This is a genomic window from Mesopusillimonas faecipullorum, assembly GCF_020539505.1.
GTDB classification, from domain to species: domain Bacteria; phylum Pseudomonadota; class Gammaproteobacteria; order Burkholderiales; family Burkholderiaceae_B; genus Mesopusillimonas; species Mesopusillimonas faecipullorum.
In genome coordinates this window covers 629,950-645,445 of the sequence record NZ_JACDXW010000001.1, presented here as the reverse complement: position 1 = coordinate 645,445, position 15,496 = coordinate 629,950, and the positions used below count along the sequence as shown (strand labels likewise).

General features: G+C 57.6%; 15 protein-coding genes. 9 read left to right on the top strand and 6 right to left on the bottom strand.

Features of this window, described 5'->3' with window-relative positions:
- Nucleotides 1-167 precede the first annotated feature (167 nt).
- The gene (locus H0484_RS02985; RefSeq protein WP_226952942.1) at nt 168-1,451 is read left to right on the top strand and encodes a hypothetical protein; all 1,284 of its coding nucleotides are present in this window, start codon (nt 168-170) and stop codon (nt 1,449-1,451) included.
- Here H0484_RS02985 and H0484_RS02980 read toward each other — a convergent pair.
- The 3 genes from H0484_RS02980 to H0484_RS02970 are packed head-to-tail and all read right to left on the bottom strand — an operon-like array spanning nt 1,435 to nt 3,109.
- A complete protein-coding gene (locus H0484_RS02980; protein ID WP_226952941.1) occupies nt 1,435-1,986 on the bottom strand; it encodes a hypothetical protein in 552 nt (183 codons plus the stop codon). The genes H0484_RS02985 and H0484_RS02980 overlap by 17 nt on opposite strands.
- Nucleotides 1,983-2,534: a hypothetical protein gene (locus H0484_RS02975; RefSeq protein WP_226952940.1), complete on the bottom strand. Its 552-nt coding sequence runs from the start codon at nt 2,532-2,534 to the stop codon at nt 1,983-1,985. The genes H0484_RS02980 and H0484_RS02975 overlap by 4 nt, the downstream gene beginning before the upstream one ends.
- A complete protein-coding gene (locus H0484_RS02970; RefSeq protein ID WP_226952939.1) occupies nt 2,531-3,109 on the bottom strand; it encodes a hypothetical protein in 579 nt (192 codons plus the stop codon). Before H0484_RS02970 ends, H0484_RS02975 begins: the two co-directional genes overlap by 4 nt.
- 158 nt (nt 3,110-3,267) lie before the next feature.
- Here H0484_RS02970 and H0484_RS02965 point away from each other — a divergent pair, with 158 nt between their 5' ends.
- On the top strand, nt 3,268-3,879 hold the full coding sequence (locus H0484_RS02965; RefSeq protein WP_226952938.1) for an NUDIX domain-containing protein: 612 nt from the start codon (nt 3,268-3,270) through the stop codon (nt 3,877-3,879).
- A 61-nt stretch (nt 3,880-3,940) separates the two neighbouring features.
- Here H0484_RS02965 and H0484_RS02960 read toward each other — a convergent pair whose 3' ends face one another.
- Nucleotides 3,941-5,122: an MFS transporter gene (locus H0484_RS02960; RefSeq protein ID WP_226952937.1), complete on the bottom strand. Its 1,182-nt coding sequence runs from the start codon at nt 5,120-5,122 to the stop codon at nt 3,941-3,943.
- Nucleotides 5,123-5,285: 163 nt separating this feature from the next.
- Between H0484_RS02960 and H0484_RS02955 the strand changes: the two genes are divergently transcribed.
- On the top strand, nt 5,286-6,851 hold the full coding sequence (locus tag H0484_RS02955; RefSeq protein ID WP_226952936.1) for a sensor domain-containing diguanylate cyclase: 1,566 nt from the start codon (nt 5,286-5,288) through the stop codon (nt 6,849-6,851).
- Nucleotides 6,852-6,860: 9 nt separating this feature from the next.
- Here H0484_RS02955 and H0484_RS02950 read toward each other — a convergent pair whose 3' ends face one another.
- Complete coding sequence (locus tag H0484_RS02950) at nt 6,861-7,850, bottom strand: bile acid:sodium symporter family protein (protein WP_226952935.1); 990 nt, start codon at nt 7,848-7,850, stop codon at nt 6,861-6,863.
- A 96-nt stretch (nt 7,851-7,946) separates the two neighbouring features.
- On the opposite strand from H0484_RS02950, the gene H0484_RS02945 reads away from it, so the two are divergent.
- From H0484_RS02945 to H0484_RS02935, 3 genes are all read left to right on the top strand, one after another.
- Complete coding sequence (locus H0484_RS02945) at nt 7,947-8,876, top strand: alpha/beta fold hydrolase (protein WP_226952934.1); 930 nt, start codon at nt 7,947-7,949, stop codon at nt 8,874-8,876.
- The gene (locus tag H0484_RS02940; protein WP_226952933.1) at nt 8,873-9,799 is read left to right on the top strand and encodes a LysR family transcriptional regulator; all 927 of its coding nucleotides are present in this window, start codon (nt 8,873-8,875) and stop codon (nt 9,797-9,799) included. Before H0484_RS02945 ends, H0484_RS02940 begins: the two co-directional genes overlap by 4 nt.
- Before the next feature lie 66 nt (nt 9,800-9,865).
- Nucleotides 9,866-11,299, top strand: coding sequence for an MFS transporter (locus H0484_RS02935; protein WP_226952932.1), 1,434 nt, complete (start codon nt 9,866-9,868; stop codon nt 11,297-11,299).
- Between the two features lie 21 nt (nt 11,300-11,320).
- Here the strand turns inward: H0484_RS02935 and H0484_RS02930 are convergent, their stop codons facing one another.
- Nucleotides 11,321-12,181, bottom strand: coding sequence for an aldo/keto reductase (locus H0484_RS02930; RefSeq protein WP_226952931.1), 861 nt, complete (start codon nt 12,179-12,181; stop codon nt 11,321-11,323).
- 74 nt (nt 12,182-12,255) lie between these two features.
- Here H0484_RS02930 and panB point away from each other — a divergent pair, with 74 nt between their 5' ends.
- The 3 genes from panB to H0484_RS02915 are packed head-to-tail and all read left to right on the top strand — an operon-like array spanning nt 12,256 to nt 15,483.
- The gene (panB, locus tag H0484_RS02925) at nt 12,256-13,074 is read left to right on the top strand and encodes a 3-methyl-2-oxobutanoate hydroxymethyltransferase (RefSeq protein ID WP_226952930.1); all 819 of its coding nucleotides are present in this window, start codon (nt 12,256-12,258) and stop codon (nt 13,072-13,074) included.
- A 9-nt stretch (nt 13,075-13,083) separates the two neighbouring features.
- Complete coding sequence (gene rmuC / locus H0484_RS02920; protein WP_226952929.1) at nt 13,084-14,547, top strand: DNA recombination protein RmuC; 1,464 nt, start codon at nt 13,084-13,086, stop codon at nt 14,545-14,547.
- A gap of 3 nt (nt 14,548-14,550) precedes the next feature.
- Complete coding sequence (locus tag H0484_RS02915; RefSeq protein ID WP_226952928.1) at nt 14,551-15,483, top strand: pseudouridine synthase; 933 nt, start codon at nt 14,551-14,553, stop codon at nt 15,481-15,483.
- Nucleotides 15,484-15,496 lie beyond the last annotated feature (13 nt).

Genomic DNA, 15,496 nt, shown 5'->3' with positions numbered 1-15,496 from the left:
TAGACCAAGCAACTGGCTCGAACGGTGGACATCTATTGTGACAGATCAGCCTGGCATACCCCCTTTCTGACCTGATGTGCGCCATAGACACCATGGTAACTTTGTCTAGGCATGTTCTAAGGGCGGCAACTAGTTTGGGTAACTCGTATTCAAGAGGCTAGACGCAAGTGGATAACGCAGTGGCAACGGTGGTGGGTGCCCACCTGAAGCAAACAGCTCGCTTGATTGTCAAGCATGGCCCGGTTCTGCTTACCGTGCTGCTTGGGGCTAAGTTGCTGGAAGACTTGCTGATGAATCTGGCCGTTGAGCTGGGCATGATTCAGCGTTTTGCGGGGCTGGTGGCCGTGATCATGCTTATCTTATTGCAACTGATCGTGTTCGTCGGCATGTTCGTTATCTTGCGTGGTCAACCCCTGCAATTTAGGCGTAAGCCTTCAGTTCCAAGTGCAGCCTCGCCGCCCGAAGGTGACACGCCTTTATTTGCCGGGGCCGTGTTGGCCGTGCTTATCCCTTTCTATGGCTACTACGCGGGCTGGGGGTTTCTTGGCAATACCTTGCGTGATTACTCTCGGGCTTTCTTGTCCGAGCAGTGGAACCGCATTGATTTTCTGAACCCGCAAGACATGGGGCCCACTGCGTTGGAAGTCGACGGCACGCTTTGGCTGTTGTTGCCCGTTGCCATCATTTGGTGGGTGCGTCGTATGGCCAAAGCTAGGTATGCTCAAACCGGCCATCAGGCTTGGCCGCTGGTGGTGGTGGCTTGCGAGGCGACGTGGGTCATCATTGCGCTGTATGTACTAAGCGGCTGGAAGCAGCAATTCGTTGCCTGGCTCGCCAGTTTGCCGTCTCCCACTAGTCTGCTCGACTGGTTCTTGCCGTCGGCTGAAGCTGCGCTTGTACAGGCCGACGTACGGCCCGTTGACTGGCCGCAGTGGCAGCTTTCGTCGTGGTTGAGCGAGCTCTTTCGCTATGCCTTGTTACCCCTGATTTGGTTCAATCTTGGCGCCATCGTATATGGGCACAACCTGAATGTGATGGCCCCACCGACAGAGCGTGTGGCGGGTCGCGTGACCCAGCGCTGGGCGGCTTTACCCAAACCCCTCACGGATTTCTTTGGGCACTTCTGGGCAGGCGTAATCAAGCGCTGGCACGCGGTGGCCAATGGCGTTCTGCTCGCTGCTTCTGCCGGGGTGTGGCTGACCGTGTCGATACTGGTTTTGTGGCGACTGGCGGATTGGGCGGGGCGGTGGCTGTGGTTAGGTATGGCTCACCTGATAGGCCCGCAAGATTTGCAGGTCTGGAACTTAGTTGTGGTCCCGCTCAACCTTTTATTCGGAATGCCGGGACAGCCACAGACGGGCGTGCTGGTGGTGATGGTTCAGTTTTGTGTGTTGGCCGCAGGCCTTAACCTCGCACTGGCCTCTCAGCGTGCCGCTAAGGTAAGCGCCTGATAGATGGCGTCAGTGGGATGGAAATCGCCTCGGGACGTGTGCCTAGGCCAGACACATGCACATGCAGCGTGTCCAGTGCTTCCACCGGTACCAAAAATAACTGATCGGCGCCTCGTGTTTCGGCTTCCTTTTGCTCAGTATGGCTATGCATATTGCATAGCCCCAAATTTTTGCCGTCGCGGGCAAGCATCTTCACAACGCCGTATACATCGCCCGTGGTCACCGGCCTCCAGATTTGGCCGTCCTCACCATGCAAAGATACGCGACAATCTTGCCAGGCTTGACTGGCGTTGGGGGCCAAGTTCAGCTGCAAACGCACGAATAGCGCAGCATAGTTAGGGCGCTGCGTGGTAATAGCGGCAGTCTGCTGCTGCACGGAAACCTGCACACCCTTCAATGCTGTGCCGTCTGGGCCGGCCGGTATGGCCTGCCATTCGCGGTTGCTAGCCAGCTCAGTGAAGCTGAACCAACCCTTAAGGGCCACGGCAGCGGCAAATAGTACGCCGGCGCAGGCCAGCCAGTAGCGTCGTTTCATGGGTTCAAGCTTTGCTCCAATGCATGTTGTTTGGGGTGGCCGTTAGGGGGCAGCAGCGCCAATTCGGTGTCCAGTACATTCAAGCCTTTGCGCGACACGAGTAAGGTGCCCCCTGCAATTTCGTCTGGCGGTAGTTCGAAAATGGCGCGCCCCTTCGTTTCTATCCCTGGATGAAACTGGCGGCTCTTGAGAGCAGAGGGCGCATCTTCCAATCTTGCTGTTTGCGCGTATCGCCTTCCACTTGGGCCTTGCCAGGCTGCGCTCAGAGACACCGACTCACGAACGTCAGAGACCTGGAAGTCGGCGAGCAGAAAAACACCCTGGGTATCCTTGGTGGTGGGCTTGCCGTAAAGCTGGTAGGCAAGCCGCTCAGCTGTCATCCAGTCTACAAAACGCACGCTAAACAGCCGGCCGTGCGCGCTTTCTCCATGCTGCACAGTCTGACGAAGCGGTTTGAACGCATCATCATAGCCCGGCGTAGAGGCCATCAAGGCAGCCAACACCACGACGCCTAAGCACAGAGGAATTAAAAGACGAATGAACCTCATGGGGCGGGTTCCGGTGTGGTCGTGAGATGTGCTAAAGCCGAATAGCCCAGCCAGTTCGAACGTCCATAAAGGTTGTCCTTGAGCTTGAACTGTTGGTGAAAGAAGGTCAGTTGCAGCGGCTCCGGGCTCGCACGAGCAGGTAGCTGCCAAATGATTTCCACCTCTTCGGGCATCCTGGGTTGCAATTGCAGCAACGGTTCATGGTCACGCAGCAGTTGTACCTGCGGTGCCTCCAGGGTGACGCCGGCATGGTTCGCCGTCACCAAGCGCGGAGGGTAGCCGAATGGAGCGGACTGGGTTTCACCCGTCATATTCAACACCTGAGCGGATAACACCAACTGAAGCCCCGTCGTGTTTTGGGAGTCGAGCGCAGGGCGCAGTTGCAGGCGGGTGGGGGTTAGTTCTACACGACCCAGGGCTAATGGGGTTCCCATACTCGTTGCCGGCAAAGTACCGGGCTCACGAGCCGCTTCAATAATTTGCCACCAGCTATACAGCACGGCAATAGTGACCCCCGACGCGGCCAAGGCGCGTCGAGCGGCTCTTCTCAATAAAGAGCGAGTCTGCTTAGCCATGCCTGAATGTCACTGCAGTTTTCATACAGGGCTTTTTAACCCCAGTCGGAAAAAAGATAATGTCCAGATGTTGCCTAGGATTTCCAAAGCGCAGACAGGTTGAAGGCAAGTGGCGTAGCATGACGCTCTTCGATGTGCCGCCCTCACGAGGCTTACCTATGACTCAACATTCCTCCAAGACTGAAGCTCAGTCCTTTGACCCTGCTACGCATTTAATCGAAACACCCATCAAATCCGAGGTGGTGTACCAAGGGAATTTTTTATCTCTTAACCGAGACGTAGCTCGGCAAGCGGATGGTCGTGAAGTCAGCTACGAGTATGTGCGACATCCTGGTGCGGTAGTGGTCATTCCGATGCTGGACGACGGCAGGGTGATAGTCGAGCGTCAGTTCCGTTATGCGGTGGGCCGAGTGATGACCGAGTTTCCCGCAGGGAAAATGAATCCCGAAGAAGAGCCTTTAGTCTGCGGTCGCCGCGAACTGTGGGAAGAAACCGGTTACACCGCCACCGAATGGGCCAAGGCGGGTGCTCTGCATCTGGCCATAGGCTATTCCAACGAAATCATTCATATCTATTTCGCCCGTGGCTTGCAAGCCGGAGAGCGCGCTTTGGACGCCGGCGAACAGTTGGACGTTCACGCGGTGGCGGTAGACGACCTTTTGCGTGCGAGCCAGGAAGGTGAACTAACCGACGCCAAAACACTGACTTGCCTGTTGTGGTTGCAGAATGTACGGCAGGGTGTGTGGAAGCTGGATTGGCAGCGGTGCTGATGCCGCATAGCATACTCAGGTCAGTCCGACGTCTTTAAAAAGGGCTAAGCCTAGTGTGGGTTTATGGCCCGCTTGCACGCGTTCGTACACCACGCGACACTTGCCACGCCAGCACCATGGTTCCCACCGCGCAAACCCAGAACATTGCACCCAGCGTGAAGCGGCCGATATTCATCGCCACCAGTGAGACACCGAGCGACTGTCCCAAGAACAGTATGCAGGCAAACAGGGTAACAGCGGTGCCGCGCCAGGCGGGAGCCATCTGGGTAGCTTGGGTCTGCAAAGTGTTGTGGAGCATGTAAAAGCCCAGGCCCCCCATCAAGCAGGCGGTGGCACCCACCCAGGGGGTGCTTGTCCAGCCCAGTAGCAAAAGGGCCAGGGTAATCAAGCTGCCGCCGGTAAGCGCCAGCCCGCGCTCGCCCAGCAAGGCTAACCAGCGCCGCGCAAAGGGACTGTATATCAAGCCGCCTACGCCATACAGCACCATGGTGGCGCCGGCGGCCGACACCGACATACCGAATTTGTCTACCAGCAGACTGGGTGTGAACGAAAACGCACCGTATACCAAGGCTCCCTCGGCCAGGGTAACGGCCAGCACCCAGCGAACTCGGGGAATACGCAGTAGTTCGGCCAGGGTCTTGACGTACTGGGTGAAGCCCGCTGCCTTAGTAGCGGGCGGTGGCGTCATGAAGGAACGGGCATTTAAGCAAAGAAAGAGCGAGCCCAATAAAAATGCGGCGCACAGGACATAGAATGCCATGCGCCAGCTCAATATTTCGGCGGCGAACCCGCCAAACCATTGGCCCAGCATCATGCCAAAGACAGAGGTGCTCAAGAGTTTGGCGAGCGCCTCTTGGCGGTGCTCGTAGGGAACATGGTCGCCTATCCAGGCCATGGACAAGGGGATGATGCCGGCTGCCGCTGCCCCCATGAGGGTGCGGGCCAGGACGAGTGTCCAGTAGGTGGGGGCTAAGGCTGTCAGTAGGGAGAGTGAGGCACACACTACTCCTGCGCCGGCCACCACGCGCAATTTGCCGGCGCGGTCGCCCAAGGGGCCGTAAAGTAGCTGGAAAACCCCGTAGGCAACGGCATACCAAGAGACCACCCTTGCGGCTTGTGCGAGGTCCACGCCGAAGGCCTGCGCCAAATTGACCAGCATGGGGTCGCAGATGCGTGTGGCAGCCATGCTGGCAAATGCCAACATGCCAATCACGGGGATCAAGCGCTTGATTTGGGTGTCCATGCTTATGAGTCAGGGGCTAAGTCGAGTCTGTTGCGGGGGCGTCGCATAAGTCCATGACTTTTTGGCGCGCAAGAAATATAACCCGAGGGCTATAGTCTGACCCTGGCAAGGCCTGCATGCAGGCCTTATGATTCCGCATGATACGTCTTTTCAAGCCAGTGCCATGACCAAGCTGTTCCTTCATAAAATCGATCTGCGACGCCTGATCTTGGTGCTGACCATCGTCAGTGCCTTAGTGTCGTTGGCCAATACTATGCAAGCCAGCTACCTGGTGCAAAGCCGTCAGCTTATCGACAGCGCTTTGGAAAGCAATGCGGCTTATGCCGCTAAATTGGCTAATAGCACCAATGATTTTATCGAGCAGGCTCAGCAACAACTGGCCTACAGTGCCGCACTATTAGGCAAGAATTTCGGTGATGAGGCAGCCTATGCCGCCGAGGTAGATCGCTTACGCCTACAGACCGACAGCTTTAATTCCGTGATGTTACTGGACAGCCGTGGAGAGGTGCTGGCCACTTCTCCCGAAAATCAAAGCATCATGGGCATGACTTTGCAAACCCCCGGCGTGCGGGCGGCAATGGAAGAAAAAAAGCCGGCAATCAGCACCCCTTACATCTCGGCTGCGGGAAATTTCATTGTTTTTATTTCCAGCCCGGTTTGGAGTCCAACGGGTAAGTATCTGGGTTTGATCGGCGGCAGTATTTACCTGCGCCAGCCCAGCATTCTGAACCGCCTATTGGCTAGCCACTATCACAAGGATGGCTCCTATGTGTACGTGGTAAGTCACGACCATCAACTTATTTATCACCCGCAGTCGGATCGCGTTGGCGATTACGTACAGGGCAATACGGTGATAGACAAGATCGCCAAGGGTCTAAACGGTAGTGAGGAAACCGTTAACAGCCGTCAAGTGCCCGTGCTGGCCGGGTATGCGGTGGTGCAAAGCACAGGTTGGGGGGTGGTGGCCCAGCGGCCTAAAGCGCAAACGCTGGCGCCGATAGAGTCTTTGATGCAGCGAGTCATTTTCAAGACCCTGCCGATCACCCTGATTTCGCTGCTGGTGATATGGTGGTGCGCCAGGCAGATCTCACGCCCCTTGCGGCTTTTGGCCAACAGCGCGCAAAGTATGGATGACACGACAACGGAAGATCGCATCCAGACCGTGAACTCCTGGTATTTTGAGGCCCAGGAACTCAAACGCATTATGTTGTTGGGGATAGGCCTGCTTAAGAATAATATTCGCAGGCTGCACGCAGACGTGCATACCGACCCGCTTACCGGCTTGGGTAATCGCCGCAGCCTAGATGCGGCGCTGACGGAATTCCAGACGGCAAATCTGCCTTTCGCTGCGGTCTCGGTAGACATTGATTTCTTCAAGAAAATCAACGATACCTACGGCCACGATGTAGGCGATCAGGTGCTGCAATCCCTCGCCAACTGCTTGAAAGAGGTCTGCCGCGCCGGCGATGTGCCGTGTCGAGTGGGTGGGGAAGAGTTCTTGATTCTGTTACCCGGCACGGATAAACACGCTGCTGCCCAGATGGCCGAACGCCTGCGCCGCCAGGTTGAAGCGGCCGATATGCCCATGGTGGGCAACATTACCGTGTCGCTGGGCGTGGCCCATTGGCCGGATGATGCCAAATCCATTGCTGCGGTTCTAAAGCTTGCCGATGACATGCTCTACCAAGCCAAACGAGGTGGCCGGAACCGCGTAGCCGTCTTTGAGTAAGCCTGCGCGTCAGTGGCTGGTGCCCGATTCCGCCTCGTGCTCAGGGTGTTTGGCCCAGCGCTGCGCTAGTACAGAGCTAACGATCAACTGCATTTGGTGAAAAATCATCAAGGGTACAACCATGGCGCCCACGGTGGATGCAGAGAACAGAATATGGGCGATAGGTACGCCGCTGGCCAGGCTTTTTTGCGAGCCACAGAAGGTCAGCGTGACGCGGTCGGCTATGCTGAAGCCCATGATGCGGCCCAGCGCAAAGATGATTCCCAGCATGATTGCCAACAATAGGGCGCAGATCAGCACCAAGCCAGCCAGATCTTTACCTGAAATGTGTTGCCATAGGCCAGCCAGTGAGGCAGCACTGAAGGCGGTATAAACCACCAGCAAGATAGAGCCTCTGTCGACAAACATGACGAGCTTGCGGTGTTTGAGGGTTGGGCCTAAACGTGTGCGCAATACATGACCAAGGATGAAGGGCAGCATCAGCTGCAACATGATGCGCCCCACGGCTTCAAGCGATGCACCGGCACCACCTGTGGGCACCACAAACCAGTTAACGAGAAATGGCGTCAGTACCACGCCCAGCAAGGTAGATGCCGATGCGCTGCATAAGGCTGCCGGCACATTGCCTTTGGCGATGGAGGTCAGGGCGATGGAAGACTGCACGGTGGCCGGCAACATGCACAGAAACAGTATGCCTACGTACAGATAGTCGGACACCAGGGGCGTCAGGGCTGGGCGGGCCACCAAACCCAGAATGGGGAAAATGACGAAGGTGCAGCTGAAAATACACAGGTGTAGGCGCCAATGCGTCAAGCCGGCAATAATGGCTTCGCGCGGCAAGCGCGCACCGTGCAGGAAAAACAGCAAAGTGATGGCAGCGGTGGTTAACCAGCCCAGGCCGGTGGCAATGACGCCGGAAGCTGGCAGTATGCTGCCAAGCACCAAGGCGCCCAGTAGGGCGAGGGTGTAATTGTCGGGGAGGTAATAAGACCGTTTCATAAGGCAGGTATTGAACGCGAGTTCGCTTCAAAATAGAAATGGATTTATTGCATAGATATATAATTTTTCCGCATTAATCAGAGCGCAGGAATTTTCATGGAATCAATTAGTCAGCAGCTTTCTTCGGGTTTGACGCTGGATGGTCGGCAAATGGTTGCCGTCATGGCCGATGGCGTCAAGATCCCCGTCCGTGTTTTCGGCCCCGAAGATGCAAAGATACGTGTGGTATGCAGCCATGGCAACGGCATGGCGGTGGATGGTTATGCTGACTTCTGGTCGCGCCTGACTGATGTCTTTCAGGTAGCGGTATTCGATTTGCGCGGCCATGGTCGCAGCGACGCAGGCCCGTACGAGCATCACAACTGGGAGTGGTTTCGACGTGACATGGGTGACGTACTGCGCGCTATTAACCGCGTGCTGGGGCGACGCACCACTGTGGGCGCTTTTCACTCTTTGTCCTCTATCGTGTCGGTCGCCTATTTGCGCGAGCGCGGTGCCGACCTAGATGCGCTGGTGCTGTACGACCCGCCTTTCATGCCGCCCGAGGGTAACCCCTATAGGCACGCACACATGGCCGAGATGTACGGTTTGGCGGCGCGTGTTGTCACTCGCCGCAGCCGCTTCAACGACCCTTCGGAGCTGGCTGCCCAGTTTGCCAAACAGTCGCATTTGTCTCGCTGGTTGCCTCAGGCCTACCAAGACATGGCACAGGCGGTTATGCGTCCTGATACCGATGGGCAGGGGTGGCGGCTTTCTTGCGCGCCTGATCGCGAGGGGCATGTCTTTGCCGCCAACGACGACTCGGCGCTGTTCGAACATGTGGGCCGAATCAGCATACCGCTGCAGCTTGTGGCGTGTGATCCTGCTGTCGAGGGCGTGCAGGTCTCGGGTGAGGCGTGTCGCTGGATGGCCGAGAACTACGGCTTACGCTATGTGTCCGTGCCAGACACCACGCATTTTCTGCAAGTCGAGAAACCTGACGTTTGCGCGCAGGTGCTGCGCGACTTCGTGAGCGACTGCGTGTGAATGTCAGCTTCCGTCAGATACGTGTGTTTCTGGCGGTAGCCCAGGAGCGCAACTTCAGTCGGGCTGGCTCCCGCATTGGCTTGTCGCAGCCGGCGGTCAGCCGGGCCGTGCACGAACTCGAAGACGAGCTGGGCATACGCCTGTTTGACCGTACCACCCGCGAGGTCGTGCTGACCGAAGCTGGGGCCATGCTGGCGCAGCGGCTGCCCCAATGGGTGGACGAGCTCGACAATATGCTGATGGAGTTGCGCAATTGGGCCGGTACGCGACGTGGCAAGGTACGGGTTGCCAGCAGTCCCACTTTGTCAGCCATGCTGATGCCGCTGTGCTTGGCCGAGTGTGCAGAACGTGAGCCCGGCATGGAGATACTGCTGCTGGACCGGGTGCAGTCCGATGTGTTGGCCAGTGTGTTGTCGGGCGAAGTGGATTTTGGCGTGGTGGTCGAACCCTGTGCTGACCGTCTTCGCGATTTGGACGGGGAAACCATACTGACGGACCCTTTCGTGGTCGTGGCCCCGCCGGCCAGCGAGGTCTTGCGTGAAGAGCGCGAGTTGCCCTGGGAGGCGCTTTCGGGGCAGGCGCTGGTCTTGCTGGATCAGGCCTCGGGTAGCCGACGCCTGATAGACGAAGCCTTGCGCCGACACGGAATAGCGCATCGGGTAGTGCAGCAGGTGGGGCATGCAACGGCAGCCTTTGAGATGATAAGAGCAGGTCTGGGTACGAGCATCATGCCAGGCTTGTCGATTCCCGAAACCGGTTTGCCGGGTCTGGAAGTTCGGCGTCTCTCACCCCCGCTGACGCGGCGCATTATGTTGGTGCACCGCAAAAATCGTGCCCCTGCGCCCCTCGCTCACTATCTGTGGGAAATCATCAAACGCTGTGCAGTCGGTATGATGGCTCGGCGTGATACCTTCTGGCGCTAAGCGGGGCGAGAAGGGGGAGGCTGGCGCAGCGCCGCCTCAGAGGCTTGTTTTTTACTAGGAGTTGTAATGTCGGTGCAGGGTGGGCAGGAAGGAACGACGGCGTCTTGGTCTGAGTTGCTATGGGGGCGCAATGGCCTACGTACTCTGGCGCTGGCAGGCGGGGTAGCTCTGCATGCAGTCAATATGTTCATTGTCGCGACCATTTTGCCTTCGGTCGTGCAAGACATAGGCGGGCTTGCTTACTACTCGTGGAATATGACCTTGTTCGTCATGGCTTCCATTTTAAGCTCGGCCCTCTCGCCCCATCTGCAGACTGCGGCTGGCCCACGCAAGGCATTTTTGCTGGCTATCGTTGTCTTTACGGTAGGCACCGTCTTGTGTGCCATGGCACCCGATATTGCCTGGATGTTGGTGGGGCGTACTTTGCAAGGGTTGGGGGGCGGCGCCTTGCTGGGCCTTAGCTATTCAAGTGTGCGCATTGTGTTTCCAGAGCGCTTATGGCCAAAAACTATGGCCTTGCTGTCTAGCATGTGGGGGGTGGCTACCCTGTTGGGGCCTGCCATTGGCGGCATATTCGCCGAGGCAGGGCTGTGGCGCTGGGCCTTCTGGTCGGTGATCCTGGTGGCGGCTGGGTTGGCTGTCGTGGTGCAAACTCAGTTAAAGCGGCAAAGCGCCTTGTCGCGACAAGCGCAGGGTGTGCCTTTTGTGCAGCTCGGCTTAATGGTGCTGGCCGTATTGGCGGTGTCCGTTGCCAGCCTTAGCCCTGTAGCGTGGAAGAATCTGTTGGGCGTTGTGGCTGGCTGCATCTTGACACTGCTTATCGCTTTTGCAGACCTGCGTGGTCGAACCCGCTTGATGCCGGAAGGGGCCTATGATCTCGCCAAAATGGGGGCGGTGTATGCCTGCATCGCACTGCTGAGCATCGTCATTACCAGCGAAGTTTTCGTTCCGTATTTTCTGCAGGTGCTGCATGGTCATGGGCCGCTGGCAGCCGGCTATCTGGCTTCGCTGATCTCGATAGGCTGGACGATAGGCACCGTCAGTAGCGCCGGCCAGACCGGGGCTGTCATTCCTATCGTGCTGCGTTTAGGCCCTGCCGTGACGGCAGTATCCATTGCTGCATTGGGGCTGTTGCTGACTGTGGATTTTCCCGGGCCTGGGGTATCGGCGACGGTGTTGGCCTTGCCTTTGTTGGGGATAGGCTTGGGCATAGGCATGTGTTGGCCTCACATGCTGACGCACATCTACAAAGTGGCGCCGGCAGGTCAAGAAAACATGGCTTCTTCGGCCATCATTACCGTGCAGCTTTACGCAGTGGCGTTTGGGTCGGCATTGGGTGGCATGATTGCCAACGCGGCGGGCTTTAGCGACCCCGGCGGTGTAGAGGGTGCAGGCCGTGCGGCGTGGGTGTTGTTGGTCTCTTTCGGTTTGCCGCCTGCGCTGGCCGCGTATTACGTCTTGTGGGTGGTCAAGGCCCGTGCCGCTACGGCGCGAGCCTGACCGAAGCCGGCAGAGGGCGGCTTAGCTGGTTTTGGGCAAGCGGAAACGCTCGGGGTCGGGGCCCCGGCGGGCCTCGCCGTCGTGCAGCGTGGCAATGTTGGCCATGTCGTCGTTATCGAGCATGAAGTCGAAGACGGCGAAGTTCTCGCGTATGCGGTGTGGGTTGACCGATTTACTGATCACCATATTGTTCAGCTGCAAGTGCCAGCGCAGAATAATCTGAGCAATGGTGCGCTGATGCTTGACCGCAATGGCTTGCAAAATGGGGTTTTCCCAAAGCTGGTCGTGGTCGGCCTGGCCATGGCCCAGGGGGCTCCACGATTCCGTGATTATCCCTTTTTCGGCGTGATATTCGCGTAATTCGGGTTGCTGGAAGCGCGGGTTCAGCTCTATCTGGTTAAGCACAGGCAGCACGCCGGTTTCGTCCAGCAAGCGCTGAATATGAGAAGTATTGAAGTTGGAGACGCCTATGGATCTGATACGGCCTTCGTCTCTAAGCTGTATCATGGCCTTCCAGGTTTCATGGTACAGCCCGATTTTTGGGGCAGGCCAATGAATCAGGTACAGATCTATGTATTCCAGCTGCAACTTGGCCATGCTGTCTTCAAACGCCTTCATGGTGGCGTCGTAGCCATGGCTGTCGTTCCACACTTTGGTGGTAACAAACAGGTCTTTGCGGTCGATGCCGCTGTCGCGCAGGCCTTGGCCTACTCCCTCTTCGTTGCCGTATATGGCAGCCGTATCGATCAGGCGATAGCCTGTTTCGATGGCGGTGCGCACAACATCGGCGACAATATCATTTTCGATCTGCCACACACCGAATCCCAGACGGGGGACGGAATGGCCATCGTGCAGTTTGAAGGTATTCATAATGTTGGACATGTTGCTCTCCGGTAAGTGTGGGCACTGTGCCATACAAAGGTGCCGGGCACCTAGGATTTTGCAAGGAGCAGACCGTGAGTATACATACTGAAGTTAAGCGTTTGACTATCCCTCAGCTGATGGCCTACAAAGGCCAGAAAAAGATCGCTTCGCTCACTTCGTATAGTGCGCCTTTTGCGCGGCTGCTTGATACCCACCTCGATATGATACTGATAGGGGATTCGACGGCAATGGTGGGCTACGCCCTACCAGATACCCTGTCTTTTACGACTGATCAGATTGCCGCCCACGTGGCAGCAGTGGTTCGCTCTACGCGGCGTGCCTGCATTCTGGCAGACATGCCTTTCGGCAGCTATCAAGGCTCGCTCGAACAGGCGTTTACCAATGCAGCCAAAATGTTGTCGGCGGGTGCGGCGGGCGTCAAGCTCGAAGGCGGGGCCGCGCTGGCACCGGTTACACAGTATCTGGTTGAACGGGGTGTTCCCGTCATGGCGCACGTCGGTTTGATGCCTCAGTACGTGAATGTGATGGGCGGCTTCAAGGCCCAAGGCATGAGCGAAGAAGCAGCCGAGCGTGTGTTTCAGGATGCCTTGGCACACGAGCGTGCGGGCGCTTTTGGTTTATTGCTGGAAGGCACGGCTGAAGGCCTCGCCCGGCGTATTACCGAAGCCGTTTCCATCCCCACCATTGGTATCGGGGCTTCTCCGCATTGTGACGGCCAAGTGCTGGTTACCGAAGACATCCTGGGCTTGTCGGGTGGCGGCATTCCGCGTTTTGCCAAGCAGTTTGGCGATGTGGCGGCGGTCATTGATCAGGCTGTGGCTGACTACGCCCGTAGTGTGCGCGACGGTAGCTTCCCCACTTTGGACCATTGCTTTGGTGTTAAGAAGTAACGGTTCCACATGACAGAAGTCGCGGTAAACGCCTTGCCAAGCTGGTTGATCGCCCTGCTGCTTGTAGCAGCGGGGCTGCTGGTGGGCTATTTGGGCAAGGCTTGGTTGGCGCGGGGGCGTTTGCAGTCCGAACGCGAGCAGCGTGACGAATCAGAACGCGAGCTGGCTCGCAGCCAGTTCGAATCGCAAGGTCTGCGCGAGCGCCTGGAAGAGGCTCGCGATGCGCTGCAGTCCCGAGAGCTTGCCTTGCAGTCGCTTAGCCAGCGTTTCAGCGCACTCGAAAAAGACCATGCTGCGCTGACGGCAACTCATACCGAAAAAATGGCGGGGCAGGCCGCCTTGCAACAGGCTTTGGAGCAAACCGGTGTACGCCTGCGTGCCGAGTTCCAGAATCTGGCCAATCAAATTCTGGAAGAAAAAGGCCGTAGCCTGGCGCAGAGCAGCCACGTGGCGCTTGACGCCATGCTGCAGCCTTTCCGCGAGCAGATTCAAGGCTTTCAGCAACGCGTTAACGAAGTGCATGCCGAATCCCTCAAGGGGCATGCCACCTTGGGGGCCGAAATCCGGCAAGTGCTAGAGATCGGTCTGAAAATGAGTGCTGAAGCCAACACACTGGCCGGCGCGCTAAAGGGTGAAAAGAAAACCCTGGGCAACTGGGGTGAGATTCAACTCGAACAAACCTTGCAGGCTGCGGGCTTGATGCCTGGCGACCATTACCAAACCCAGGTGCGGCTACGCGACGAAGCGGGGGCGGTGTTCTTGCCCGATTTCATCGTCAAGTTGCCGGACGGCAAGCATCTGGTGTTGGATAGCAAGGTGTCTTTGGTGGATTACGAGCGTGCTGTGGCTGCTTCCACCCCAGAGGCGCGGCAGGCGGCGCTGGATGCCCACGTCAAGGCCATACGCAACCATATGGTTGATCTGAGCCGTAAAGATTACACCCAGCTTATCGGGCTGAAGTCGCCGGATTTCGTGCTGATGTTTTTGCCCATAGAAGCGGCCTATATGGCGGCCTTGCAGCATCAGCCCGATCTGTTCAACCATGGTTACCAGCGTCATGTGGTCTTGGTGTCGCATACGACGCTGATGCCCATACTGAAAACCGTCGCTAATTTGTGGCGCATGGCACGTAGCAACGAACAAGCCCACAAGCTTGGCGAGCTGGCGGGCGATGTCTACAACCAGGTGGTTGTGGTGGCCGAGCATCTAAAGAAACTGGGCGACACCCTGGGAGCGGCGAGTAACCATTACAACCGTACCGTGACGGCTTTGGCGGGCAGGCAAGGCTTATATGGCAAGGCGCAGCGTTTTACGGAACTGTCTGTCAAAGCCAGCAAGAACATGCCTGAAATGACGCCGCTGGAAGTGGATTTGCACCAAGAGCGCCTTGAAGTCATACGTGACGATGCGCTCGGGCTGGATGCGCAAGCAGAGCATGAGCAAACCGCTTTCAACCCTAGCCAGCGGCCCTAAGCCATGAGTCGTCGTAGGCCGCCTTGCCCCTTACCCATGCGCGGTGGCGTGTCGGCCAGCCGGGTCTTCATGCCTCCCGGCCCTTGGCGCACGCTGTTCGAGTTTCTACGTGAACGCTTTCCACACGTGCCTGAGCATATTCTGGAAGCGCGCCTGGCACGCGGCGACATCGTGGACGGCGCAGGGATGGCGCAACGGGCGGACAAACCCTACCAAGCGCAGGGCTGGCTGTGGTATTACCGTGAAGTGCCTGACGAGGCCGCGGTTCCCTTTGAGCTCAAGGTGCTATACCGCGATGACGCCTTGATTGCGGTCGATAAGCCGCATTTTCTGGCCAGTACGCCGGGTGGGCAATACTTGCGCGAAACAGCGTTGACCCGCTTGCGAGAGCAGCTGTCTATGCCGGAAATCTCGCCCATGCATAGGCTGGATCGCGAGACCGCCGGTGTGCTGCTTTTTTGCGCAGACCCCGATAAGCGCGGCGCTTATCAAAGCTTATTTCAGTCACGCCAAGTGCAAAAAGAGTACGAGGCTTGGGCGCCGTGGCGCGCAGATCTGGCCTTACCTTTGTGTCGTCGCAGCCATCTGCTGGCGGTGCCGGGGCGATTCGTGATGCAAGAAGCGCCGGGTGAGCCCAACAGCGAAACCCACATCGAAGTGCAGGCTCGTCAGGGCGAGTGGGCGCATTACCGGCTTCGCCCCACGACGGGGCGTAAACACCAGTTGCGAGTGCATATGAATGCCTTGGGCATCACGATTTGCAATGACCGTTACTATCCTATTGATCAAGCCATGGATCTTGACGACGACTTAAGCCGTCCTTTGCAATTGTTGGCCCGCGCCATTGCGTTTCCCGATCCCTTCAGCGGCCAGATTCGACGCTTCGAAAGCGAGCTGGAGTTGCAGGGGCCGACCACCGTGTCAGCGTCTCGTTAAACGCCTTATCTCA

Bases quoted from the DNA above. Each gene is read 5' to 3' on its own strand.
- H0484_RS02980 (WP_226952941.1), bottom strand. From the start codon at position 1,986: ATGAAACGACGCTACTGGCTGGCCTGCGCCGGCGTACTATTTGCCGCT.
- H0484_RS02975 (WP_226952940.1), bottom strand. From the start codon at position 2,534: ATGAGGTTCATTCGTCTTTTAATTCCTCTGTGCTTAGGCGTCGTGGTG.
- H0484_RS02970 (WP_226952939.1), bottom strand. From the start codon at position 3,109: ATGGCTAAGCAGACTCGCTCTTTATTGAGAAGAGCCGCTCGACGCGCC.
- H0484_RS02965 (WP_226952938.1), top strand. From the start codon at position 3,268: ATGACTCAACATTCCTCCAAGACTGAAGCTCAGTCCTTTGACCCTGCT.
- H0484_RS02960 (WP_226952937.1), bottom strand. From the start codon at position 5,122: ATGGACACCCAAATCAAGCGCTTGATCCCCGTGATTGGCATGTTGGCA.
- H0484_RS02955 (WP_226952936.1), top strand. From the start codon at position 5,286: ATGACCAAGCTGTTCCTTCATAAAATCGATCTGCGACGCCTGATCTTG.
- H0484_RS02950 (WP_226952935.1), bottom strand. From the start codon at position 7,850: ATGAAACGGTCTTATTACCTCCCCGACAATTACACCCTCGCCCTACTG.
- H0484_RS02945 (WP_226952934.1), top strand. From the start codon at position 7,947: ATGGAATCAATTAGTCAGCAGCTTTCTTCGGGTTTGACGCTGGATGGT.
- H0484_RS02935 (WP_226952932.1), top strand. From the start codon at position 9,866: ATGTCGGTGCAGGGTGGGCAGGAAGGAACGACGGCGTCTTGGTCTGAG.
- H0484_RS02930 (WP_226952931.1), bottom strand. From the start codon at position 12,181: ATGTCCAACATTATGAATACCTTCAAACTGCACGATGGCCATTCCGTC.
- rmuC (WP_226952929.1), top strand. From the start codon at position 13,084: ATGACAGAAGTCGCGGTAAACGCCTTGCCAAGCTGGTTGATCGCCCTG.
- H0484_RS02915 (WP_226952928.1), top strand. From the start codon at position 14,551: ATGAGTCGTCGTAGGCCGCCTTGCCCCTTACCCATGCGCGGTGGCGTG.